A 24,615-nucleotide genomic window follows, 5' to 3' on the forward strand; every position below is an offset into this window, starting at 1 on the left:
AACGCCACTTCGTGGCTCTAGAACCTAGATCCTTTTATGCATTCTATAACGATACGCAGCACCTGGCTTTGTGTATGGTTTAGTGGATGCTGGTTGTCTGCTTTGGTTTGCTTAATTGTTGATTGTCCCTTGTTTGAACGGTTTGCTTCGGGAGTTATTACTTCTAAGAGCCGTATTTCTGGCGATTGTGCTGCTGAATTTTGGACTTGTGGGTATTGCACCATGTCGTAACGCTTAAGTTGGATCATTTGATCTTGATAAACTAAGCACATTGGTTCAAGGCAAAGTAGCCATTGTTGCAACTCGTTGTTGTAAAGTTTTTTTGTTTGATAAACCTTATCGTCATGGCTGGTTTCATAGGACGTAAGGTTTAACGAGCCATTCAACTCTAGCCGCTCAATATGCGCGCGATACTTGCCGCGTTTGATCATCACATTTAAGTCGATAATTTGTTTATCTAAGAGTTGGCTTTCAATCTGAGTTTCGCCGCTAAAACAAAATGCAGGTTGGTTTGGGCGGAGTACTAACTCGCTTGATTTAGCCGCATTGTTAGACATCATCAGCTTTACGCCTTCGCCTTCCAAGATACACAACTGTCTATCGATGCCAGGAAATGGTGAGAAGGGGCCGTTGCTCGAAATGGTGGCAATGCTGATCCTATAATCAAAGTTAGTTAGGTCAGCATCCTTTGGCGATATTAACAGTTGTTTAGTACTACCGCCGCCGTTTTTCCATAAACTCGATTCACAGTCTTGATAGCGAATAATTTGGATATCTGGGTTCATGTCTTAGTAACTCTTTTCATTTTGAGTGACCACCGATGTAAGAATCTAGGACGCTGACATGCTTGCTCTAGAATCTAGAATCGCTGCGTTCTAGCTGGGTGGATCACTCAACTTCTCACTGTCACGCTGCAATGCTCTTTTTTACATCCCTTTCTTTTTCAATATATAGTGCTCAGCCAGTTCGCCGCTGATCCGGTTGCCTTCGTTATCTAGCATAAATAGCTGGTTTTCACCGACGAGGTATTTACTGCCATCGGATAAAGTAATTTTTGAGTCCTTGCCATCCCAGTCAAATTTTCCTGCCACCTTGAAGATGCTCTCATCTTTGCCCAAATAAATACTTTTTAATTCAAAGCTGTTATCTGCCAGTAGCGTTAGCGTGGTTTGAATACCTTCGCAACTCGCACAGGGTAAAACACCTTCATACATGCCTGGCCAATCGAGTGCATTTTGGCTGGTATCGCCAACGGGGATGGTCTTTTGAGTTTCTGTATTGGCTGTGGAGTTTTGATCTGTTGCATGTTGCGGATCGCTGCAAGCAGTTGCCATGATTGCGACTAAGGCGATAGTAAAGAGTGGACGTTGCATATTCATCTCAAGCCTCTGATTTATTGATTAGGGATGATAACCGCCATCTACAATGGCACCAAACTTATTTACTATGCTAAGGGGTCATATTAAAGGCATTAAGGCTATGCTCGATATGGCATTTGGGAGCTTAATTTCAGCGGCGCTTACGGCTTCATTGCTATAGTGTTAAATCCGAGAATATGGCGCTATCGCAGTTGAGCTGGGGGAACGAGATGCGCTGAAATGCTATTCTGTAGAGTAATCTACCTAGTGAGTTTGCAGATAGAATCTATACTTATCTTTTCCAGATTTTTAGCTCATTAAGGCCATTAATGCGTAAGAAGAATATTACCTTAACCGTTGACCTTGATGACCAAATTTTTATCGAGTCTTATCCTGGGGCAATAGCGCAAATTTTTACCAATCTAGTTGCCAATAGCTTTCGGCATGGGTTTCCTGACAATTTTGCTGGTGATAAACAATTTACTATCCGAGTTGAACAGCAAGGCTCGAACGTTTGCATGAGTTATCAAGATAATGGTGTCGGCATGACTGATGAGGTCAAGATGAAAGCCTTTGAGCCTTTTTTACCACCGCTCGCAAAGATGGCGGCACAGGCTTAGGAATGTCAATTATCTACAATTTGGTTACCCAAAAGCTCCATGGCAGCATTACGCTGACCTCTTCGCCTAACCAAGGCGTAAAAGTCGAGATACAACTTCCTGAGAAATAAGGCGGAATCTAGAATCTTAGAACCTATAAGCCTAGAAGTCGCATAGCGACGTTCTGCCTCTTCTCGTAAACCATTGGCCGCGCTGCGCTTAGCTTGCAGTTATATGCTACAATCTGCGCCTTGATTCAATTCACTAATCCTCGATATATCAATGAGAAAAGGCATTCTATTGGCGGGTGGTACAGGCTCTCGCCTTTATCCGATGACGCAGGTTGTGTGTAAGCAATTATTGCCTATCTACGATAAGCCAATGATCTATTACCCATTGGTGACTCTGATGCAGACGGGCATTAGAGACATTTTGATTATTTGTACTCCCAATGATTTGCCACTTTTTAAGGCATTACTGGGTAATGGTCAGCGTTGGGGGATCCAGCTTGAATATGCTGTACAACCTTCACCAAGGGGATTAGCTGAGGCCCTTATCATCGCTGAACCCTTTCTTGCTGGCCACTCCTGTGCGTTAATTCTTGGCGATAACTTATTTTATGGTCAGCAACTTAACACCAACTTACAAAAGGCGACCCAGTTAGCCGTTGGCGCCACCGTATTTGGCTATCATGTGGCGAATCCTAATGCTTATGGCGTCGTTGAGTTTGATGCTAATGGTAAAGCCATTTCCATCGAAGAGAAACCGAGCGCAGCCCGGTCTTCCTATGCCATTCCCGGTTTATATTTCTTTGATCATAGAGCCAGTCAACTGGCTAAAACGGTTGCTCCCTCTGCGCGAGGTGAGCTAGAAATTGTGGATGTGATCAATCAGTATCTGCTGCTTGGGGAGTTGCAGGTTGAAATCATGGGGCGGGGGACCGCTTGGCTGGATACAGGCACGCCCGATGCGATGGCTGAAGCGACCCAATTTATTGCCGCTATTGAGAAACGACAGGGCTTGAAAGTGAATTGCCCTGAGGAAGTGGCATTCCATTGTGGCTGGATTAATGCCTCGCAGCTAGCTGCCTTAGCTCAACCTTTACTTAAAAGTGGCTACGGTGAGTATCTTTTAGGCTTATTAAATAAACAGGTGTTTAATGAAGTGCGTTGAAACCGAGCTGGCTGAAGTACTAGTCTTTGAACCTAAGGTATTTGGCGATGAGCGTGGCTTTTTTATGGAAACCTTTCGGCAAGCGTATTTTACTGAGTGCTTGCGGAGTCGCGGATTTGAAGCGCCAGCGTTAGTGCAAGATAACTATAGTCGCTCGCAGCAGCATGTATTGCGTGGATTGCATTACCAGCAACAATATCCGCAGGGCAAATTAGTCCGAGTGTGTGCTGGCAGTATTTTTGATGTTGCCGTCGATATTCGTCCACAATCCGCGACCTATGGCAAATGGGTTGGCAGGATTCTTTCTGCGGATAATCATTTGCAAATGTGGATCCCCCCAGGATTTGCCCACGGGTTTTATGTGTTAAGTGAGTATGCTGATGTGCTGTATCGTTGCAGCGATTATTATGCGCCGGATGATGAATATGTACTTGCTTGGAATAGTGCCGAGTTTACGATTGAGTGGCCACTGTTAAACAACAGACCCATTCTTTCCGCAAGAGATGCCAATGCCGCCGTTAGCGTCTAAACGCTAACGGCGGTTTAGGTTATTTTACAGGCTTATTTTCAGTGCTGGAGCGAGTGAACCAAGGATCTCTTGCATCCATTACGTCATAAAGGCTGTACTTGCGCCCTAATGTTTGGCCACCATCGCGAGTAAGAGGCATCCAACTGATTGTCGCCCGACTATGGGTTGATTTAATCGTCATTAAATCAAATGGTACTGACACGTAGAAGCCTTTAGTAAAGCTACCTTCACCATATTCTTCTGCCGACAGGTTGGTTTTAGTTGCAAAGGCACCCACAATCACACCACTATCGAATTGTTTCGAGAAATCTATGGTTACTCCTTTATCCTCGGCCAAATACTGGCCGGCACTGATTCTCAGTAAAGTATTGGGGAACCAGTCAGGTTGATAATAGATTGATGCGTGTCCTGTTACCGTACCCGTTTGCACTCGATAGGGGGGGTTAGTGAGTGAGTCAAATTGATGCTCATCTTCAAAGAAGCCTAGCATGCTGTCTGGATCGCGCTGCTTAACATAATTCACATCAACCCCAAAAGCCCATTGGCTGTTAAGTGGTCGATAGAGAACCTCTGTGCCCACACCACCATACATCATTTCTAAATAGCCGCCGTAGGCTTGGAAAGAAATGTTATCGGTTAAATTATCCATCCAGGTTAGTTGCAGGTTATTCACTCGTACAGGATTATCATGAATATATTGACGAACCAGGGTGCGAACACGTTTTAAGTCAGTGCCATCGGGTGGTACATCGTATAAAAATTTATCAAAGTTATCGTAAAGGTTGAGATAAAGGGAGCTAGAAAACTCAAAATTATCGGTAAAGCGGTAATTTGCACTACCCGTCATGCCAATACTAAACATGTAAAATCCTTCGGAACCGCCAAAGGATTGGGACATGGTGGGGGAAACATCAAAACTAAGCTTATCTAACCAATCTTTATCAGTATTATTGACTAGTTGTCCATGAGGTAAGCTTGGGATACTCACTACAGTTGCATCGGTGACTTTGGCATTGAGGTAGCCATAACTTGCGACTTGGGCAAACTTCTGTGCATCAATACGGGTTTCCGTTATCGGTTGGCTATAACGAGTTTCTATTAATCGGTACTCTTTAATACGAGTTACATCTGTATTGTTGGCAAGAATGGTGGCCGCTCGTTGATGTGCTTCATTTCTATCGCGGAATTTGGTTTGTTCACCGACGACAGTAATGCTGTCTTTATCCAGATAAATTTTGGCGTTTGCGTACCCTGCGATGGTTTGTAAGTCTTGAGCGACCTTATTCCAATCTACTTGGGTATTCGCAACCGTCTGACTGGAAGCGTTTACAGGCTCTAGATTTGCTACTTCGGTATTTTGCTCTTTTGATTTATGCGTTGCGGAAGTATCTGCGCCAACACTCGCTTGTTTGACTGTTGGTGTGTTTATCGGTGCGGAGGATTCTGTTTGTGTAAGGGTTAATGGCGCAGCCGGAAGCGGCTTATATTTAGTCGCAGCAGGATCGGTTTTAATCTGCGATAAGGTATTAAAATTAGTCTGTAGACTAAAGCCAAGCGTCCAAGTATTACCGCGCTCATAACTTAAATGCAGATCGCCCCAATCGCCAAACCGATAGAGTAGTCCATAGTTAAATTTACTGTCCTGAGGCATTGGAATGTTGCCTCGTACGACGGGAAAATCTGATTGATAGTCGTTACCGTCGTACTCCACTTTTAAGCGAAGAGGCTCCCATGGAGTTTGATATTCAACGCCGCCAAAGAGCGCTGCGCAGCCTTTAAACCAACGTTGGTAATCTACGGTTCCACCTTTACCACCATAGGAGGTATCTCTGTCGCAGTTGTAATTAAGATCTTTTTTATCAGAGGTGAGATTACCGCTATTGCCAATATAGCCCCAGCCTATGCCGAGGGTAAAATCCAATGGGCCGACTCGTTTCGTTGCGGCGATAAACTCACCATCAAATAAGCCAGTGCCGCCAAAGTCTCGCACCCCAATAGAGGTTTCGGGCAACCAATTACTTTCTTCGAGTAGACGAATCTTAAAATCGATCCCTTTATCTGTGTATTTAGTATTACCGCTAAAGCTTGGGTCGTTACTGTAAAGTAGGTCTTGTACTAGGGTGTAGCGAATGGTGGTTTCAAACCACGGAAATAGCGCTACTGAAGCACTAAAGTGCTGATAATCATCGTTATAAGTGGTTTTAAAGTTAAATTCACCTTCAGGTGCCATACGGCCTGTAGGCATTTGCATTAAACCAACGCCACCAAAATCTGATTGTGAAGGCAATAGTGTCGGATAAGAAAATTCATCGGCGCTAACATGTAATAAAGGTAGCAGTGCTAATGACAGCGCAGATAAACGCCCGAACGTATGCAAAGTGGGTGTCGACTTTTTCATTACAGAGCCCGATTTTTGAGTAATTCAATAATGTTGTTGTTTAATGTGCTATAGCCGTCAAAGAGAGCTGAAAACTCAACAAAGAGTACTGCACCAGGAGCGATATCCTGAGCTTGATGATTCCAATAGGCGATAGGTTGGCGAATAGCGTTACCATCGGGTTGAATAATCCATACAAAGCTATTTTCGGCGTTATTGAGTAAACCCGCATGCTTTAGGTAATCTTTACTGCTGGCCCGCGATTGCCATGGTTGTTCACCGGTTTGCGCGACCGCTCCAACGACAGTGACCGTAGTTGGTCGAGGTGGTAGCACCAGTAAAAAATCACCATCGATAACCGGATTATAAGCGTCGGTAATCCGGACTAAGTCGAGATCTAACGGCTGATTAACTCGCTGGCCAAGTTTGATGGTGCGTAAAAACTGAGCAAGCTTGCTCAGTTTTGCAATGTAGTTACCATTATCGATTTGCTCACCCATCGTAGCCAATTGTTGCAATACTTGCTGACGAGTGGCCTCTAATGCTGCAGTATTTTTTATATCTAAAAGTGCCGCACCTAGCCAATAAATTGCCACAGCCTCATTTTTTGTTGGCTGATTATAAAGAGGAAGCTGGGTTAACCCATCCTGAACGGCTTGTCCAACTCGAATGGCTGAGGGATAGGTAATGTGTAGCTGCGGCGTGTTAGACGCAGTGGTACTGACAGCAAGTTGGGTATTGGCTTCTACAGCGGGTAAAAACAGTGAACCTACTAGCAGTGCCAACGGGGTGATGTAAGATCTCATTATGGCTCCACTAAGCAGCAAAAGGCTTCAGTAAGGTGATATCAATAAACGGCAGATTGGGCGCAATTTTCTGATGGCTTTTAATAACGTTGCCTGTTTGTGGATCTAGCCAAAACTCATTTTGATATTGGATATTGAGTGCATCCACAGAGACGTTTTCACTAAAATGCAAAGCTTGTGTGGGAGCGCCATTGATTAGAATATTTTCGTCACCAATCAATTTAAATTCTGATGTTGCTCGGTAGCCATAATGATAACCAGGTTGCCAATCTAGCGTGCGAGTCCAGGTTCTGGGTGTATTGCTTAAATGCAAACCTAGTAGTAAAGGGTCAGGCTCATCACTTTCGACTGCACTTAAATTACCTGTGAGTAGATTGTGGGTTTTGACTAAGCGGCCGTTAACTGTAACTAACATACCTTTATCTGCTGATAACCATTTGAGCTCTAGTGCTTCAGGTGCCTTTTTTACTGGCGATAGATTGGTTTTAGGTTCAGCAAAAGCTAGCACCACAAATGCCTGAGGTGTATCTTCAATTTTTACATAGATGCTGGCATAGGGATTTGCAGATATTTGCTCAGGGGGGAGAACAACATCCTCACTTCCTAAAAAGGCGAGTTTGGCGGTTTCGTTCAGAGCATTAATTCGTTGGCTACAGCCCGAGAGCCCTGCAATTATTGCCGAAATGGCAAAAAAGGGGAGGAGTTTTTTATATACACGCATCCGAGTTGCTTATTCTCAATAATGATAGATAACCAATGTAAATATATGGCGAGATGATTTCAAGTTTTCACTATTTTGATTAGGAAATTTAAATACCCTAAAAAAAACAACCGCCAGAAGGCGGTTATTAGCGATATGCACTAACTAATGATTAGTTAGATGACACTGATGTAGAGTTGCTGTTAGATGTTGTGACAGGGTTGCCATCTGAACCATTTGCAGCAACTAACGCTCCTGTTACAACTGCCCCTGCTGCGATACTACCCGCAACAATAGTACCAGTAGCGCCGCCACTCGTAGTACCACCAGTAGTCGTTCCACCAGTCGTTGGGTTAGCATTAGCAGCAACTGAACCTAACATTGAAATAGCAGCAATAAGTGCTAATGAAGTTTTTTTCATCGTGATTCCCTTTTAGAAAAAATTAACCTAATTTTTAGCTAATCTAGTACAGCATGATAGGCGATTCAACTTAAATGATCAATGTTAAATCTGTTTCGCTATTCAAACTTTAGACTGATTTGCTGCCGATTCGCCTTCAAATAATCCTTAATTTAGAATGGGTTTGCCACATTCACGGGATAACTCTTAGGCTACTCCTATTTTATACCACGCAGAAGGTGGTGCTTCAAATCGATTTATTTGGCCGTTTGTAACAAGTCTTAAGCCATCCTCATGTCAGATTAAAAAATGCTTTTATTTCATCCATTTGAGTCATACCGTCTTTATAGCCTAATTCGATCAAGGCGCTGGTGTAGGACTTTTCAAACAAAAGATAGGACACAATACTTGAGTCTGACTGCCTGTCGATACCGATAAAGCCCAGTAAGGTTTTAATCGCCCAAGGCATATCATCATAGAAACGGGCGGCGATTTTACTTAAGTCTTCACTGGGTTTTATCACTAGGGTCTGTATGGGATGTAATGACAGTTGAGTACGGCTCTCTTCGGGAATAAGCGACAGCGTGTGATTAATCCGCTCTAGGCGCTCAAGATCGCTATTTAAGGTATCGGAAAAGATAGTATCCAGCAGATGACCAGCAATGGTCGCTGTCTTCGGGTGATATTCTAGCTCCATAGGAAAATGCTTATGGGGACTGTCTAGGTTGATTACTAATAGCTTATTGGCGCCTAAATGAATTGGGCTTGAGAGCGGCGCGAGTTGGTGGACTGAGCCATCACCATAATAAGCTTGATTGAGTTTAATCGACGGAAACACCATAGGGATCGCCGAGCTTGCCAAAAGATGTTCGGTATTTAACATCCGTCTCTCACCGCTGCGCCTAGCGCGAGTCCAGTTTTCAATATCCCTGGCCGCTTGAAAAAACGTCACCGAGCGCGAGTTGTTATAGCACGAGGTATCGACACTGAGCGCCGTCAATGCACCGTTGCGGATATTGCGATCGATTCTCTTAAAATCGATAAGTTCATTCAGTAAATGCCGTAAAGGCTCGTTATCGAGTAGGCTACCCGCGTCGGTATTCACCTTATCATCTTGCAGGCCCTTGAGCGCCATCTTGGCTAAATGACTTAACACGCCTGGGATGGAGGCGCGATATACCTTTCTCGTTTCAAAATGGCGCCAAACCCACTCTAGTTTTTTGACGCCTAAGTGAAAGCAGGAGGCGTGGGTGGCGATGGAGGTGCCATTAATGGCGCCCGCAGAGGTGCCACAAATGATTTTAAAGGGCACGCCATGGTTGCGGGGATACAATTGGACCAGTGCTTTTAACACTCCCACTTGATAGGCGGCCCGAGCGCCACCGCCTCCGAGAACTAATGCTGTTGATGTTGGCAATCTTATGACTCAACGACTTGTTATTATGATTTTATTAAAGCAATGCCTTATCTAAAAAAGCAAGTCTGAGCAGTTATCTTAATGACATATCTTTAGTTTCTGATGAGGAGAGTAGGGAGCGTTTGTGACTCAGTTTGCCATCGAATGACGTGAAATAAAAAACGCACTTAAGTTTAACCTAAGTGCGTTTCTGTATTGAGCGGCCAATGGCTAACCATTAATTCACACTGGCTGAATGTGCATTCAGTGCTTGAAGACAGTGCTTAAGCTTGCAGATTCTTTAAGAAATCGACGATTTGGTCGAATGGAACGTCTTGCTTCTCACCGGTGCGGCGGTTTTTGTATTCAAAAACGCCGGCGTCGATATTGCGATCGCCAATCACCACTGTATGTGGAATACCAATCAGTTCCATATCAGCGAACATCACGCCTGGACGCTCTTTACGGTCATCCAACAGGACATCGATACCCGCAGCACTTAAGTCTTTGTATAACTGCTCGGCGATATCGGTCACGCGGTGCGACTTGTGCATATTCATTGGCAGAATGCCCACACTGAATGGTGCAATCGCTTCTGGCCATACAATGCCACGGTCATCAAAGTTTTGCTCAATGGCAGCTGCCACGATACGGCTCACGCCAACACCGTAACAACCCATCAGCAGCACTTGTGATTTACCGTTCTCATCGAGAACAGTCGCATTCATCGATTTAGAATAGTTAGTACCGAGTTGGAAGATATGACCCACTTCGATACCACGCGCCATAGCGTAAGTACCTAAACCATCAGGTGTTGGCTCGCCTTCAACCACGTTACGGATATCGGCTGCTTGTGCCAGAGGCAGATCGCGCTCCCAGTTGATGCCAAAGTAGTGTTTGTCATCTTGGTTAGCGCCAGCGGCGAAGTCGCTCATCATGCTAACGCTATGATCGATGATGATTGGCATATTCAGGCCGACAGGGCCTAATGAGCCAGGACCTGCGCCAATGGCATCACGGATCAGGGCTTCTGGGGCAAATTCTAATGGTGATGCCACTAAATCTAACTTGTCTGCCTTGATTTCGTTCAGCTCGTGGTCGCCGCGTACAATCAGCGCTACCAGTGGCGCTTCTTCCGTCGCACCTTTCACAATCAAGGTTTTCACTGTCTTAGTGATATCTAAACCGAATTGCTCAACTAACTCGGCAATGGTTTTCGCATTTGGGGTATCGACTAAACGTAACTCTTCAGTCGCCGCGCCACGCGCTTCGGTTGGCATTGGCGATTCGGCTTTCTCGATGTTAGCGGCATAGTCGCTGCCAGTAGAGTAGGCGATTAAGTCTTCACCGCTTTGTGCCAATACGTGGAACTCGTGTGACATGCTGCCACCGATAGAACCTGTGTCCGCTAAAACTGGGCGGAAGGCCAAGCCCATGCGTGACAGAATGTTGCTATAGGCTTGATACATGGCCTCATAGGTTTCATTCATGGTATCCACGTCCAGATGGAAAGAATACGCATCTTTCATCAGGAACTCGCGCGAGCGCATTACGCCAAAGCGTGGGCGCACTTCGTCACGGAATTTGGTCTGGATTTGGTAAAGATTCAGCGGTAATTGCTTGTAAGAGCTGACTTCTTTACGGATTAAGTCGGTGATCACTTCTTCGTGGGTTGGCCCCAGCACGAAGTCACGGTTATGGCGGTCTTTAAAACGCAGCAGCTCAGGACCAAATTTGTCCCAGCGACCCGTTTCTACCCATAAATCAGCCGGTTGCACCATAGGCATAAGAATTTCAATCGCGCCCGCTTTGTTCATTTCTTCACGAACAATGGCTTCGACTTTACGCAATACACGCAGGCCCGTGGGCAGATAGCTGTATAGACCTGAAGCGTTACGGCGGATCATACCCGCACGTAGCATTAATTGATGGCTGATGACTTCTGCATTCGCAGGTGTTTCTTTTTGAGTAGAAAGTAGGTATTTGCTAACGCGCATTACCGATGTCCAAATTTGAGTTGAATGGGCGCCATTTTATCACCTGCTTCGATGATGTCACCTATGGATTGAGGTTAAATTCAATCAGCTGCAGACAAATGGCCGTTTTCATTTTACAAAGTGTGCCGCGCCGCAACAGCGGGCGATGCATACAGATAAAGCTAAGTGGATTATTTATCCCGTCTATCGCCAATCACTCGAGCGGGATTGCCCGCGACGATAGCCCATGCGGGAACATCTTTAGTGACAATACAGCCCATGCCAATCACGGCATGGTCGCCAATGGTGACACCATCGACTATCCCTGCCTGTGCGCCAATCCACACATCTTTACCTATCACTATGCCTTTAGAGTTTGAGGCTTGTTGATAAATGGGCGTATCGGGTGCCATACCATGATTAAACGCATAAATAGTGACATGGTTAGCAATGCGGGTTTGGGAGCCAATTTGAATACCCACTCGGCCGCCATCGAAGGAGCAGCCGTGATTGATGGCAACTTCATCACCGAGCGTGATAGGGCCGTGCAAAAAGCATTCAGCGGCAATCATGCAGCGATTACCGATTGTGATATCGCGATTGGGCTCGGCAAATAATTGTGCCTCGGGCGCAATAAAACAGTTTTCGCCAATGGTTACGGTTTCGAGGGCGCAAAGGTTGGCTTGCACTTCATCCTGCCAAGGTTTAGCCCAGACTAAGTGTTTTTCTTTGAGGGAAAAATACAGCCAGGGCATCCAAGATAGACGCTTTTTATGTTGGCTTTGATAATCAGGCAAGGCCGTTGTGATTGGCGTCTGCATTTAGCCACATTTCCCCGGTTTGAGTTCTAATACCTGAATGTATTCCCGCTCATCCTCATCGACCGCCATCCGCCAAAAGATGTCTAAATCATACAAAGCCACTTGATATAACTTAGGGTCATCTTTGGCTTTTTTATAGGCGGGGCGAGGGTCTTGCCCCAGCACGCCGTGGATGAGTATGGCTAAATCGGTATAGGCGTCCTGTTTACTGTAGGCATCAATCTGGGTTGCGGCGAGCTCTGAAAACACCACGCTGATAAGTTTTGGCGCTTGTTGCGCGATACCGCCGACAGCACCTTCAATCGAATCCGAGAACGGAATATAGGGCTTAATATCGATGATTGGCGTGCCATCGACAAGATCCATGCCCGAAATCTCTAGGCACACCTTGCCTTTACGTTGCACCACCCCGTGGAGTTTGACCACGGATTGGCCTATGCCATTTGGACGAAAGGTCGAGCGAGTCGCGAATACGCCGAGTTTTTCATTGCCGCCTAAACGGGGCGGGCGAACGGTCGTTTTCCACCCTTGGGCGAGATTCTCATGGAAACAAAACAACAACCAAAGGTGGGAATATTGCTCGATACCGCGCACGGCATCGAGATGATTGACATGGGGCTCCAGCTCAACATAACCGCGCGCCTCCACCAAACCGGGCTGCCTTGGAATGCCAAATTTTTGTTTATAGGGAGTACGGCAAGTGGCGACAGCGGTAATCTGGTTGGTAAATGTCATGCAAAAAATACCTAAAGCAAGGGCAACAACCCAAACGCAGATGGTCTAGGTTGTTAAGTACATCAATATTGGCGTGCATTATACACGCTTTGAACTAGTCGGCAGAGGCCATTTTGATGGCTTGGCCAACGCAGAGGGCGCGGCTGACGCAGCCTTGGGCTGCTTCTTCCATCATCACGCATTGTTTGATGATGATGCCATTGGCGCCTTTATCGGCTGCGGCACGGCGGGCTTCGGTTCGGGCTTCACTTAAGGAAGCGGGCACCGCATTCACATCGGCTTGGCAAGATTCACCCTGTACCAAACCTTTTAATTCGTAATGGCCTTTAGGCAAACTATCGCCCTCAAACAGCGTGACATCTCCTGCCTTGAAGTAGTCATTAATCGCCTCGCCGTCCAAATTGCTGTTAAAACTATAATCGCTGGCACAGGCGCTAAGCAGTAGCACTAATGCACTTGAGAGGATGATTTTCATGGTTTGACCTGAGATTAAGGGTAAATAAGCGCAGTCCAACGGACTGCGCGGTATCGAGCGATTTATATGAGCAAATTCTAGCGCTTAAGATACTTTTGATAAAGCTGCTGGTGGCGATTATTCAGATCTATTTGCCGGCCTTCAATCCAGATCGCATCAATTTTGTTGCTCATGGGGTCGAGGATATCCCCGTCACTCAGCACAACACTGCCCTGATAACCGACGGCGATGGCTCCTAAATCGGTGATCCCCAGCAGTTTTGCTGCATCTAAAGTCACCGATTTTAATGCTTGCTCGGGCGTGACGCCGTAAGCGGCACTGTAGCCCGCGGCATAGGGGAGGTTACGACTGTTCCAATCCGATGAAAAACCAAGGGCATAGGGAATGCCTGCACTTGCCAGCAACGAAGGGATTTTAAAGGGCAAATCCACGGGTTCATCTTTACGTTTGGGCAGACTCAGGGTGTGCGGGTAAATCACACTGGCGTTCACTTCCCTTAAGCTTGAAGCGAGTCGCCACGCATCATAGCCTCCGACAATCACCAATTTAAATTGATATTTTTTAGTCAGGGCAATGACTTGCTCAATTTGGCTGACGCTGTCCGCATGGGCAAATAACGTGGCCTTACCTTGGTACAGGGGCAACATGGCCTGCCAACGTAAATTGGTTGTCTTGGCCGAATCCTTTGCCTTATGGCTTAAAAAGTAGCGATAGCCATCCTCAAAGGCTGTGGTCAGTTTATCTATGGCCTGCTGATTTTTCTCAATGGCCTTAGCTTTTTCCTTTTCATCCTCTGGCATACGCTTGATTTGCGGCCAGTAAACATGAAATTGGCCTTCGCTAGGTTGTAGGGCGTCCTCAATCGTCCAAGCATCGAGATCCACGACCACAGATTGGCCCGCGAGTCCGTCGCCACTGGGGACGATTTGTGCGTGGGTGATGCCATTATAGCGAATGGTTGGCAACAGCTCTGAATCAGGGTTGTAAGCCGTTGCCGCGCTAATTTGCGGATTAAAATCTCCGACTTCTGCATTATCGACGGTTGGACGTACCATCTCGATTTCTACTAAACCGAGACTGGTATCGAGCGCGATAAGACCGGGATATAAGTGTTTGCCCGTGGCATCGATGAGCTGCGCTTGGCCATCAGCACCGTTGACGCTTAGCTGTGGCCCGATGGCGCTGATTTTACCTTGCTCAATCAACACATCGGTATTGGTTAATGTCCCTTGGCTGACGGTATGCACTGTGGCGTTTTTAATCAGCACGCTCTGGGTTTGTTTGCCCGCAGGGATCAGATTATGTGCCTGGGTTGACAGCGTGAAAGCCAGTGTCGACAGCAGCAAGCTAGTGGGTAAGTGCTTCATTATTTTGCTCCCTGATGATGTTGGCCCCAAGCCTGATAATGGGTATCGCAGTGCCATTGTGGTTCCTTAAGCGGAGTGACTTTCTCACCCGCCTTGGCGTTATCATCACTACTGAGAATTTTTTGGATAAGGGCGGCGCGCTCTGCGACGACCTGCTGCTGGGCAAGCTGGTCTTGGTCGCGATCGAAGTAGCGTTTGCCTTCGACCCAAGCCTGGGTCACCTTGGCGTAAATCGACAGAGGTTCGGCGTTCCAAAGCACGATATCAGCCATTTTGCCTGGGGTGAGTGAACCAACATACTCATCGACTCTGAGCTGTTTTGCCGGGTTGATGGTCACCATATTCCAGGCGTCTTCTTTAGACATATCGCAATACATCATTGACTTCGCCGCTTCTTGGTTAAGTCTGCGCTGCATTTCGTAGTCGTCAGAGTTGATGCTGGTAAGCACGCCCTGTTTTTGCATCAGGCAGGCGTTTTGTGGAATTGCATCATAGACTTCGAACTTATAGGCCCACCAATCGGCAAAGGTCGAGGCGCCTGCGCCATGGGCGGCTAGTTCACTGGCAACCTTGTAACCCTCCAGTACGTGGGTAAAGGTTTGCACCTTAAAGTGATAGGCTTCGGCTAATCGCAGGAACATTAAGATTTCTGACTGCACGTAGGAGTGGATATGCACATCGCGCTGCTGCTTTAACACTTCGGCTACTGCCTGTAGGCGATAGCTTGGGCGCGGCGCAATGGTTTTCTTCTTCTCACTGCTGCGTAAGTTATCGTAGTCCTTCTGCGCTTTCTCATAGGCGATTGCGGCATCGAAGGTTTCTTCAAATAAAGCTTTTACGCCCATGCGAGTCTGCGGGAAGCGCTGAATAAATTTCTCGCCCCAGTTACTCTGTTTGACGTTTTCGCCAAGGGCGAATTTGATACTGGCAGGGGCATTGGCAAATTTAAGCTGCTCAGCACTCTCACCCCATTTCATCTTGATTAACTGGGATTGGCCACTAATTGGGTTAGCGCTGCCATGGAGTAATTGTGCGCTGGTGACGCCGCCCGCGAGTGCACGGTAGATGGAGATATCTTCGGGATTGATCACATCGCCAATCCGCACCTCAGAGGTGACTGCATCAGTACCTTCATTAGTGCCACCATTGATAGCAATATGGGAATGTTCATCGACGATACCGGCAGTTAAGTGCTTACCCGTGGCATCGAGAACTTGATAACCCGAAGGTGTGCTGAGTTGCTGACCGATTTTTTCAATTCGGCCATTGGCCATTAACAGATCCGCATGTTCCAAAATCCCCTGTTTATCCGAGGTCCACAGGGTGGCATTTTTAATATGGAGTTTTTCGGCTTTGGGCGCCTCACTTAAACCATAGGCGACGTTAGGGTAGGTGAGTTGACTCACTAAAGTCGTTGCAGCATCGGTTTTTGGGGTATCGGCAGGCTTTGTATTTAGACTCGACGCGATAGCAATACCCGCTACTTTAATGCTGCGACTTTGGGCGTCCACCATGCGGCCTTGAATACCATCTTTAGCGAGCCAGAGGGTAAAACGGCTGATGCCATGAATGCCCGCATCGCTTAAATCGGCGTTAAAGCTTACGCTGCCGTCGTCTTCAAGCTGAAGATTGGTGAGTGTAATGCTCTTCTCACCACTAGTCAGCTGACCTTGGAAGGCGGTTTTGCCCGCTTTGCCCGTTTCTTCAAGGCTTAGATCTAAGGTGAGATTATTCAGCGTGAGCTGATAATCGCCCAAGAGTTTGGCCTGTGGGAGTGAGCGAATGGACTGCTCTTCGCCTTGCAGCCAGACACTGTAAATCTGGCCATCTTTAAAGATATTGCCCTTAGTAATCACAAAGTCGGCCATATAGCCGGGAGCAAGTTTACCGACGAACTCGGCCGTCCCCGCCATTTCGGCGGCTTGAGTCGTCAGCGCGGCGAGGGCCTTGTCCTCACTCAGTCCCTGGGCGATGGCTTGACGTAGGCGAGGCCAAAATGCCTCGGTCTTAATGCCAAATTGGGTAAAGGCAAAAGGGATGCCCGCATTAGCCACTGCTGCTGGGTTTGTGGGCGCGCGCTCCCATTGTCTGAGTTCTGCAAGGGAGACTTCACGGTCGGCATCATCGGTACCCACATCCGGTGCCTGCGGATAGTTGAGCGGCAGGATTAGAGGATAATTCAGGGTCTTTAACTCATTGATGCGCGCATATTCTTGACCACTTGCGAGTAAGTTGGCGGGCTGCTGGTGTTCTTTGAGCAGGTTCGCGGCGCGCAGCAAATCGTTGAGGTTTTTTGTTTCAAAGACGATTTGTTTCTCGGCTAAGTTATCTAAGCGTTCGAAGGCGATATTAAATTCAATTTGAGCATTTGCTGAACTATTAACCGATTTGTGCTTATTTTGGTTATACCAGTTAGCATCGGCAAAGGTTTGTCGAATAAGCGCGATGCTGCCCATCAGAGAATTGGGGTAGTCTTGTTCAGACGTGCCTTTATCGAAGGCCATAAAAGGTTGGCTGCGTGCACGATAAATCACCTCGTTGGCGGTTTTATCGGCTAATGAAAGGCTAACACCTGTACCGCGGAAAATACCGTCGAGTTTACTGCTTTGCACGCTGGTAAAGCCGTTATTGATCCAATCACGTGCGCGTTCTTTATTTGGGTAAACGTAATTAAACCATTCTTTTTCAGCGTGAATTGCACCATTTTCGGCATTACCACCGATACGTTTAATATCATATACCGGACGAGTCAGCCCCAATTTGGGATATTCAAACTCGATACCATAATCGGTAAAGGGATCTATAAAACCGGGATAGATAGTATAGCCACTGAGATCAACCTTTAATGCTGCCTCTGGAATATCCCCTTTTTCAATAATGGCTTTTATCCGATTATTTTCTACTAATAAGGTGGCATTTGTGAGTCGCTTCCCTGGCGCCATGATTAATTCAGCATTAGTGAAGGCCGTTAACTTATTGACGGGGGAGATGGGGTTGGCCTTGGCAAAAATGTTGTGGGATACCAAACTACTTATAATGCCGCAGCTTATTATTATCTTATTGTTTATCTGCATTTTTTATTCACTTAGACTGAGGGTGAATAAAGAGTAACCTAAAGCAGATGTAAATACTAAAGCTGAATTGTAACGCAATTTAAGCATTTGCTTGAATGCAATGGTAGTGGCATTCAGGCATAAAAAAGCTCGCAGGGCGCGAGCTTTTTTATGTTACTCAATGGTAATAGCAAACGGCTATTACCAGCATGGTATGGGATTAGATTAAGAAATCATCCATAGAACGGCCTTTATTGACTTCGTTCTTAAATACCGTTGGCATACGACCTTGACCAGTCCACTGGATCACTTCGCCGTTAACTTCAATTTGATATTTTGCTGGACGTGGAGCGCGTTTTTTACCCACAGCTTTAACTGCTACGCCACCTAAGTCGTCGATTGATAAACCAACTGCTTCCATTTGTTGGCGGATTTCTTCGATTTTAGCATTACGTGCAGCAATAGCTTGCTGCTCTTCTGCTGCCATTGACTCACGCTCAACTAAAATTTTATCTAGCTTAGCCGCTAAATCACGCAGTTCTTCAACGCTGAGATCTTTTACCGCAGCTTTAAAACGACGACCGTGAGTTAATATCTCTAAAAATTCGCTCATATCTATTTTCGTCCCACTCTATTTTTATTACAGGATAATGGTGAACAACAGCTAAATGATAGAAAGTAATATAGCTCGAATCAAATAAAATTATGCAATAAACAGAAATTAAATATTATTTAAATTTTGAACTTTTTAAATATGGCAGATAAGTGTTCAAAAATGTGGCCAATACCACAGTCTTAAAAAATGCAAACAGGCGTTTGAGTTTAGTTGACGTTAACGTTAACAGGACGTAAAGTGGCTCTATCCTGCATTGGTGATGACCAATGTTTTGTCCATGTACATGAAAGTGTAGGAAGGAAACCCTATGAAAGTATTGGTGCCTGTTAAGCGCGTAGTTGATGCCAATGTGAAGGTCAGGGTAAAAGCTGACAACACCAGCGTTGATACCGCAAACCTCAAAATGGCGTTGAACCCTTTTTGTGAAATTGCAGTAGAAGAAGCGGTTCGTTTAAAAGAAGCGGGCAGTGCTACTGAAGTAGTGGTCGTTAGTATCGGCAATAAAGCCGTTCAAGAACAATTACGTACCGCGTTAGCATTAGGTGCTGACCGTGCGATTCACATTGATACTGAAGAAGAGTTAACCCCTGTATCGATTGCCAAATTACTCAAAGCCGTACAAGAAAAAGAACAAGCGCAATTAGTGCTGTTTGGTAAGCAATCTATCGATGGCGATAATAACCAAACTGGCCAAATGTTTGCGGCATTAACGGATATGCCACAAGCTACTTTTGCTTCTGAAATCAAAGTAGAAGGCCATTCAGTGCAAGTGGATCGCGAGATTGATGGCGGGATGCAAACCTTAAGTCTGCCATTGCCAGCTGTGGTGACAGCCGATTTACGTTTGAACGAACCTCGTTACGCTTCATTACCTAACATCATGAAAGCTAAACGTAAGCCATTAGATGTGCACACTGTTGCGGATTTAGGTGTGACGCTTAAAGCCCATCAAACTGTGGTAAAGGTGACGCCGCCTGCAGAACGTAAAGCAGGCATCATGGTTGCGTCGGTAGCTGAGCTGGTTGAAAAGTTAAAGAATGAAGCGAAGGTGATCTAAATGGCCATTTTAGTATTAGCAGAACACGATAATGCGGCACTGAAACTGGATACCGCAAAGGTTGTCACCGCAGCGCGTGCAATTGGTGATGATGTGCATGTATTGGTGGTGGGCCACCAATGTGGCGCAGTGGCGCAAGCTGCGCAAGCCCTACAAGGCGTCGCTCAAGTATTGGTCGCCGATAACAGTGCCTATGAAGCGCATTTAGCCGAAAACGTAGCTAAATTGCTGGTGGACTTAGCACCAAACTACAGCCATATCCTCGCTGCAGCATCGAGCGCTGGCAAAGATACGCTACCGCGTGTGGCCGCCTTGTTAGACGTTGCGCAAATTTCTGAAGTGATTGGCGTAGTGAGCAGCGACACCTTTGTTCGCCCGATTTATGCAGGTAACGCTTTAGCGACAGTACAAAGCCATGACGCGATTAAAGTGATGACAGTCCGTGCCAGTGCCTTCGATGCGGCGGCGCAGGGCAACAGTGCTGCAGTTACCACCTTAGATAAAGTGTTTGAAGCCAAGACTCAGTTTGTGTCTCAATCATTGACCGTTTCTGCGCGTCCAGAGTTAGGTAATGCGGGCATTATCGTTTCTGGTGGCCGTGGTATGGGCAGCGGTGAAAACTTCGGTATGTTAGAGCAATTGGCGGACAAACTCGGTGCCGCGGTTGGGGCTTCTCGCGCCGCGGTTGACGCAGGTTTTGTGCCTAACGACCTGCAAGTGGGTCAAACCGGTAAGATTGTGGCACCAAACCTCTACATCGCCGTGGGGATTTCGGGGGCGATTCAGCATTTAGCTGGGATGAAAGACGCTAAGGTGATTGTGGCAATCAACAAAGATCCTGAAGCGCCAATCTTCCAAGTGGCCGATTATGGTCTCGAAGCCGACCTGTTCGACGCCGTTCCAGAGTTGATTTCAACTCTGGGTTGATTTTATCCGTGATCTAAGTCAAAGTAAGCGGCTTTGCGGTGGTAACTGCTTAGCCGCTTATGTTTTTATGTGCCTCACGCCCGTGCATGGGCGTTCTTAGAAGTAGAGGCGCACCAAATATCAGTAGTGATCAGTAGGGTGATTCCGTTGATCGTTCACGAAAGGATTTGGTGCCGAAGTGGTTTGATTTATCACGATCAACTGCTGGGGTTGTGCCGAATAGGTACAACACTGCCATAGTATTTTCTGATACGGATATTGGGAATAGTTACTATGGAGCGCTACTGATAGGACAGGTGATCTTGGGTATCTATTGCCTTTTCCCACCAGTTCAGTCGCCCTCCATTCGTATTTTGACGAAGAAATAATCAATGACTGTAGTAAGTTACGCCGATTCGGCACTTTCTCTGCTGCCGCCTGTGGTCGCAATTGTGTTGGCGATTTTCACTCGCCGCGTTCTCCTTTCCCTCGGTTTAGGTATTGTGATTGGGGTGTTATTACTCAATCAATTTTCACCTGTGGCCAGCGGTGAGTTTTTATTTAACAGTGTAAAAGGACTTTTTTGGTCAGAAGATGGCGTAAATTCTTGGAATTTATACATTCTCGGCTTTTTAATTGTCTTAGGGATGATCACGGCATTAATTACCGTCAGTGGTAGTGCTAGGGCATTTGCCGATTGGGCGCGCCTGCATATTCGCAATAAACGCGATGCCAAATTACTGACCATGTTTTTAGGCTGTGTTGTCTTTATTGACGATTATTTCAATAGCTTAGTCGTGGGTTCTGTCGCCAGACCCGTTACCGACCGTTATTATATTTCCCGCGCTAAGTTAGCCTATTTATTAGATTCAACGGCGGCACCGGTTTGTGTTATTTCGCCAGTATCCAGTTGGGGTGCTTATATTATTGCGCTGATCGGCGGCATATTAACCGCCCACGGTTTTGCTGATTCTGGTCATTTGAGTGTGTTTATTCAAATGATCCCTATGAATTTCTACGCTATTTTCTCTTTATTATTATTACTTTGTGTTGCATTTATGGGCTTAGATATTGGCCCTATGCGTGAGCATGAATTAAATGCGCAGCGCGGTAATTTATATGATGAGAATAAAGGATTACCACCTGGGGCGAATGCCGATTTACCCGAAGCCGAAACGGGTAAGATCCTCGGTTTATTCTTACCTATTACCGTGCTGGTATTTGCGACCCTGTATTTTATGATCGACAGTGGTGCCCAGGTATTAGCGAAAGAAGGTATTGAATTTAATATTATTTCAGCTTTTGAAAAAACCGATGTGAGTTCATCACTGTTCTTTGGTGCCCTGATTGGTTTAGCAGTTGCGCTGGTACTTAACCTAGTGCAAGGCGTTGAAAAGTCGATGGTCGTCAAAGGCGTGGTGCAGGGCGCTCGTTCTATGCTGCCTGCGATTTACATCCTGTTATTTGCTTGGACCATTGCCGGCGTGATTGGCCAGCTTGAAACCGGTAAGTTTATGGCAAGCCTCGCCACAGGCAATATTCCCTTTGCCTTCTTACCTGCGTTGATGTTTGTGTTAGCGGGTCTAACGGCGTTTTCTACCGGCACCAGTTGGGGCACGTTCGGTATTATGCTACCGATTGCCGCCGATATGGCGATGGGCAGCCATACAGCCATGATGTTACCTATGCTGGCATCGGTTTTGGCGGGCGCGGTATTTGGTGATCACTGCTCACCGATTTCAGATACCACGATTTTGTCGTCAACTGGCGCGAGCTGTCACCATATCGACCACGTTGTGACTCAGTTGCCTTACGCTGTGATTGTGGCGCTGATCAGCATGGTAGGTTATGTGGTGCTTGGTTTTACAGAATCTGTGAATGCGGGACTGCTGACCTGTGGCGTGCTGTTTGTCTTAAGCATTGTGTGGTTACGACTCAAATCCCAAAGCAACGCGAAATAAGCTTGACGTAAGCGAGCGCTTTTTTCGCGAGTCTTCATTGTTAATTTCCCAAGCTCTCAAAACAAATCAGCCAGCATTATGCTGGCTGATTTTTTATCTATCACACATCCCAAATTACAGGGCGGTGTTGAGTCCACGGCGGTTCAATAACCCTTCGGTGGTAGGCTCTTGACCACGGAAGTTTTTGTAAGCTTCCATTGGTGCAATGCTGTTGCCCACTTCGCGAATGGTCTTGCGGTATTTCATGCCGATTTCACGGTTTAAGCCACCTTGAGTTTGCACGTAAGCGTAGGCATCTGCCGCTAAAATCTCACTCCACATGTAAGCGTAGTAACTTGCTGAGTAACCACCTGGGAAGGCGTGGGCAAAGTAAGTTGACTTATAACGTGGTGGCACGGCGGTGATATTTAAGCCGTGTTTTTTCAGCGCATTGGCTTCAAATGTCGCCACATCTTGCAGTGGGGCATCTGGGCTTAATGAGTGCCATTCCATGTCGACGAGCGCCGCAGCCATATACTCTAAGGTATCGAAGCCTTGGTTAAAGCTGCCGGATTTGAGCAGTTTTTGCAGCAAATCATCGGGAATTGGCTTACCTGTTTCGTAGTGTTTGGCGTAGTTGGCTAACACTTTAGGGTGGGCTGCCCAGTCTTCTTCGAAGGTTGATGGGAATTCCACAAAGTCACGGGAGACAGAAGTACCCGCCAAGCTTGGGTAAGTCACCTTAGAGAACATACCGTGGGTACCATGGCCCATTTCGTGGAACATAGTGGTCACTTCGTTGTAGCTGACGAAGGTCGGTTGTCCCTCTGGCGCCTTTTTAATGTTCATCACGTTGACCACGACAGGCTTAGTGCCTTCGAGGAAGGATTGACCCGCGAACGAGCTCATCCATGCGCCGCCGCGTTTGCCTTCACGGGCAAAGTAGTCGGCGTAGAAAATCGCCATGCTTGAACCATCGGCATCAAACATTTCGTAGGCTTTCACATCCGGGTGGTACACGGGTAAATCTGGGCGCGGCTTTAAGGTGACGCCATAGAGTTCTTTGAGGGTGTAGAACACACCGTCTTCGAGTACGCGGTTAAATTCGAAATAAGGGCGAATGCTATTGGCATCGAGGGCGTATTTCTCTTGGCGAACCTTCTCAGCGTAGAATTCCCAGTCCCATGGCGCGAGTTCAAACTTGCCGCCAGTCTTGTCGATCATCGCTTGGATATCGGCAGCTTCTTTTTCGGTATTAGCGACGACGGCAGGCACCATTGAACCAAACATGCTGTATACCGCTTCAGGCGTTTTTGCCATTTGTGGCGCGAGGCGGTAGCTGGCCCAGTTTTCATAACCTAATAGAGCGGCACGCTCGGCACGTAATTGCGCAAGGCGAGACACTAAAGATGCGGTTTCGTTTTCACCCGTTAAGCCACGGTTTGCCGAGGCTTCCCAAATGCGTTGGCGCAGTTCACGGTTCTCTAAAGAGGCGAGAACAGGCTGGCGAGTGGTGTTGGTGATGTTGATTAAGTACTTACCTTCGTGGCCTGCGGCCTTGGCATCGTTTGCTGCCGAGGTGATTTCGCTGTCAGTCAGGCCCGCCAGTTGCTCTTTGTTATCGACAACGATGGCGATTTCTTTGGTTAAGCGCAGTAAACGTTGTGAGAACTCGTTGGTCAGCGTCGATTGTTCTTCGTTCAGGGCACGGATCTTCACTTTCTGCTCATCGGTCAGTTTAGCACCGGCCATGATAAAGCGTTGGTGATACACCTCAACCAAACGTACCGCTTCAGACGTTAAGCCTAAGTTATTGCGGTCGTTATAAATAGTTTCAATACGGGCGAATAGTGCTGGATTGAGGTTGATGTTATCTGAGTGCGCTGCCATTTTCGGGGCCATCTCACCTTGGATTTTACGCAGGGCAGGATTGCTGTTTGAACCCGCGAGGTTGTAAAACACGCTCGATGCACGGGTCAGCAGGGCACCGCTTTTTTCCATGGCGACAATCGTGTTGTCGAAGGTTGGGGCGGCAGGATTGTTGGCAATGGCCAAAATCTCTTGATAATGCTCTTTAATGCCTTGCTCTAATGCGGGCTGAAAATGCTCGTCTTTAATGACACTAAAATCAGGCGCTTGGTATTGCAGCGTGCTGGCTTGGAACAGAGGATTTTGGGTTTGAACTGCGGTCACATTCGTCGCTTTAGTATCTTGAGTGCTGCAGCCTGCGAGTGCGCCTGTCATCAAAGTGGCGCCAATGGCGATGGCAATAAAACTTTTACGCATAGTTGAGTGATTTCCTTAGAATTGTAGTTTTTTGTGACTCTAGCG

20 protein-coding genes, 1 pseudogene and 1 riboswitch are annotated in these 24,615 nt (G+C 46.7%); of the genes and pseudogenes, 6 read left to right on the plus strand and 15 right to left on the minus strand.

From position 1 onward, the window contains the following. Window positions 1–17 precede the first annotated feature (17 nt). Both N5E87_RS07205 and N5E87_RS07210 read right to left on the minus strand, forming a co-directional pair. On the minus strand, window positions 18–785 hold the full coding sequence (locus tag N5E87_RS07205) for a HutD family protein (protein ID WP_279775230.1): 768 nt from the start codon (window positions 783–785) through the stop codon (window positions 18–20). A gap of 141 nt (window positions 786–926) precedes the next feature. Then, on the minus strand, window positions 927–1,373 hold the full coding sequence (locus N5E87_RS07210) for a copper resistance protein NlpE (protein ID WP_279775845.1): 447 nt from the start codon (window positions 1,371–1,373) through the stop codon (window positions 927–929). 278 nt (window positions 1,374–1,651) lie between these two features. Here N5E87_RS07210 and N5E87_RS07215 point away from each other — a divergent pair. The 3 genes and pseudogenes from N5E87_RS07215 to rfbC all read left to right on the plus strand — a co-directional run. After that, window positions 1,652–2,088, plus strand: a pseudogene (locus tag N5E87_RS07215) (HAMP domain-containing sensor histidine kinase); the annotation flags it as partial. A 151-nt stretch (window positions 2,089–2,239) separates the two neighbouring features. Next, window positions 2,240–3,130, plus strand: a complete 891-nt coding sequence (gene rfbA, locus N5E87_RS07225) for a glucose-1-phosphate thymidylyltransferase RfbA (protein WP_037428277.1) — start codon at window positions 2,240–2,242, stop codon at window positions 3,128–3,130. Next, a complete protein-coding gene (rfbC, locus tag N5E87_RS07230) occupies window positions 3,117–3,659 on the plus strand; it encodes a dTDP-4-dehydrorhamnose 3,5-epimerase (protein ID WP_188872207.1) in 543 nt (180 codons plus the stop codon). The genes rfbA and rfbC overlap by 14 nt, the downstream gene beginning before the upstream one ends. 19 nt (window positions 3,660–3,678) lie before the next feature. Here the strand turns inward: rfbC and N5E87_RS07235 are convergent, their stop codons facing one another. The 12 genes from N5E87_RS07235 to N5E87_RS07290 form a co-directional block, all read right to left on the minus strand. Beyond that, complete coding sequence (locus N5E87_RS07235) at window positions 3,679–6,057, minus strand: YjbH domain-containing protein (RefSeq protein WP_279775234.1); 2,379 nt, start codon at window positions 6,055–6,057, stop codon at window positions 3,679–3,681. Next, window positions 6,057–6,842 carry a capsule biosynthesis GfcC family protein gene (locus tag N5E87_RS07240; protein ID WP_279775235.1) on the minus strand — a complete coding sequence of 262 codons (786 nt, stop codon included), beginning with the start codon at window positions 6,840–6,842 and terminating at the stop codon, window positions 6,057–6,059. The genes N5E87_RS07235 and N5E87_RS07240 overlap by 1 nt, the downstream gene beginning before the upstream one ends. Window positions 6,843–6,852: 10 nt before the next feature. Then, a complete protein-coding gene (locus N5E87_RS07245; protein WP_279775237.1) occupies window positions 6,853–7,563 on the minus strand; it encodes a YjbF family lipoprotein in 711 nt (236 codons plus the stop codon). 151 nt (window positions 7,564–7,714) lie between these two features. Continuing rightward, on the minus strand, window positions 7,715–7,963 hold the full coding sequence (locus tag N5E87_RS07250; protein ID WP_011716464.1) for a hypothetical protein: 249 nt from the start codon (window positions 7,961–7,963) through the stop codon (window positions 7,715–7,717). 271 nt (window positions 7,964–8,234) lie between these two features. Then, window positions 8,235–9,359: a patatin-like phospholipase family protein gene (locus tag N5E87_RS07255; protein WP_279775238.1), complete on the minus strand. Its 1,125-nt coding sequence runs from the start codon at window positions 9,357–9,359 to the stop codon at window positions 8,235–8,237. Window positions 9,360–9,622: 263 nt separating this feature from the next. Continuing rightward, window positions 9,623–11,335 (minus strand): proline--tRNA ligase, encoded by a 1,713-nt coding sequence (locus N5E87_RS07260; RefSeq protein WP_279775240.1) that lies wholly within the window; start codon window positions 11,333–11,335, stop codon window positions 9,623–9,625. 170 nt (window positions 11,336–11,505) lie between these two features. Further along, complete coding sequence (locus tag N5E87_RS07265) at window positions 11,506–12,135, minus strand: acyltransferase (RefSeq protein WP_086904468.1); 630 nt, start codon at window positions 12,133–12,135, stop codon at window positions 11,506–11,508. Further along, window positions 12,136–12,870 (minus strand): tRNA (N6-threonylcarbamoyladenosine(37)-N6)-methyltransferase TrmO, encoded by a 735-nt coding sequence (tsaA, locus tag N5E87_RS07270; protein WP_279775241.1) that lies wholly within the window; start codon window positions 12,868–12,870, stop codon window positions 12,136–12,138. Between the two features lie 94 nt (window positions 12,871–12,964). Further along, window positions 12,965–13,345: an Rcs stress response system protein RcsF gene (rcsF, locus tag N5E87_RS07275; RefSeq protein ID WP_011622132.1), complete on the minus strand. Its 381-nt coding sequence runs from the start codon at window positions 13,343–13,345 to the stop codon at window positions 12,965–12,967. A gap of 77 nt (window positions 13,346–13,422) precedes the next feature. Beyond that, window positions 13,423–14,712: an amidohydrolase gene (locus N5E87_RS07280; RefSeq protein WP_279775242.1), complete on the minus strand. Its 1,290-nt coding sequence runs from the start codon at window positions 14,710–14,712 to the stop codon at window positions 13,423–13,425. Further along, window positions 14,712–17,786, minus strand: coding sequence for an amidohydrolase family protein (locus tag N5E87_RS07285; protein WP_279775243.1), 3,075 nt, complete (start codon window positions 17,784–17,786; stop codon window positions 14,712–14,714). Before N5E87_RS07285 ends, N5E87_RS07280 begins: the two co-directional genes overlap by 1 nt. A gap of 199 nt (window positions 17,787–17,985) precedes the next feature. Beyond that, window positions 17,986–18,378, minus strand: a complete 393-nt coding sequence (locus tag N5E87_RS07290) for an H-NS family nucleoid-associated regulatory protein (protein ID WP_011625737.1) — start codon at window positions 18,376–18,378, stop codon at window positions 17,986–17,988. Between the two features lie 310 nt (window positions 18,379–18,688). On the opposite strand from N5E87_RS07290, the gene N5E87_RS07295 reads away from it, so the two are divergent. The 3 genes from N5E87_RS07295 to N5E87_RS07305 all read left to right on the plus strand — a co-directional run bounded on the left by N5E87_RS07295 (window position 18,689) and on the right by N5E87_RS07305 (window position 22,305). Further along, window positions 18,689–19,438: an electron transfer flavoprotein subunit beta/FixA family protein gene (locus tag N5E87_RS07295; RefSeq protein ID WP_279775244.1), complete on the plus strand. Its 750-nt coding sequence runs from the start codon at window positions 18,689–18,691 to the stop codon at window positions 19,436–19,438. Continuing rightward, complete coding sequence (locus N5E87_RS07300) at window positions 19,439–20,365, plus strand: FAD-binding protein (RefSeq protein WP_086904463.1); 927 nt, start codon at window positions 19,439–19,441, stop codon at window positions 20,363–20,365. Window positions 20,366–20,460: 95 nt separating this feature from the next. Next, window positions 20,461–20,657, plus strand: a riboswitch (Lysine riboswitch). A 79-nt stretch (window positions 20,658–20,736) separates the two neighbouring features. Further along, complete coding sequence (locus N5E87_RS07305) at window positions 20,737–22,305, plus strand: Na+/H+ antiporter NhaC family protein (RefSeq protein WP_248967228.1); 1,569 nt, start codon at window positions 20,737–20,739, stop codon at window positions 22,303–22,305. 114 nt (window positions 22,306–22,419) lie between these two features. On the opposite strand, the gene N5E87_RS07310 is transcribed toward N5E87_RS07305, so the two are convergent. Continuing rightward, a complete protein-coding gene (locus N5E87_RS07310; RefSeq protein WP_088213103.1) occupies window positions 22,420–24,570 on the minus strand; it encodes a M3 family metallopeptidase in 2,151 nt (716 codons plus the stop codon). Window positions 24,571–24,615 lie beyond the last annotated feature (45 nt).

Source organism: Shewanella sp. GD03713 (genome assembly GCF_029843705.1).
Lineage (GTDB): Bacteria > Pseudomonadota > Gammaproteobacteria > Enterobacterales > Shewanellaceae > Shewanella.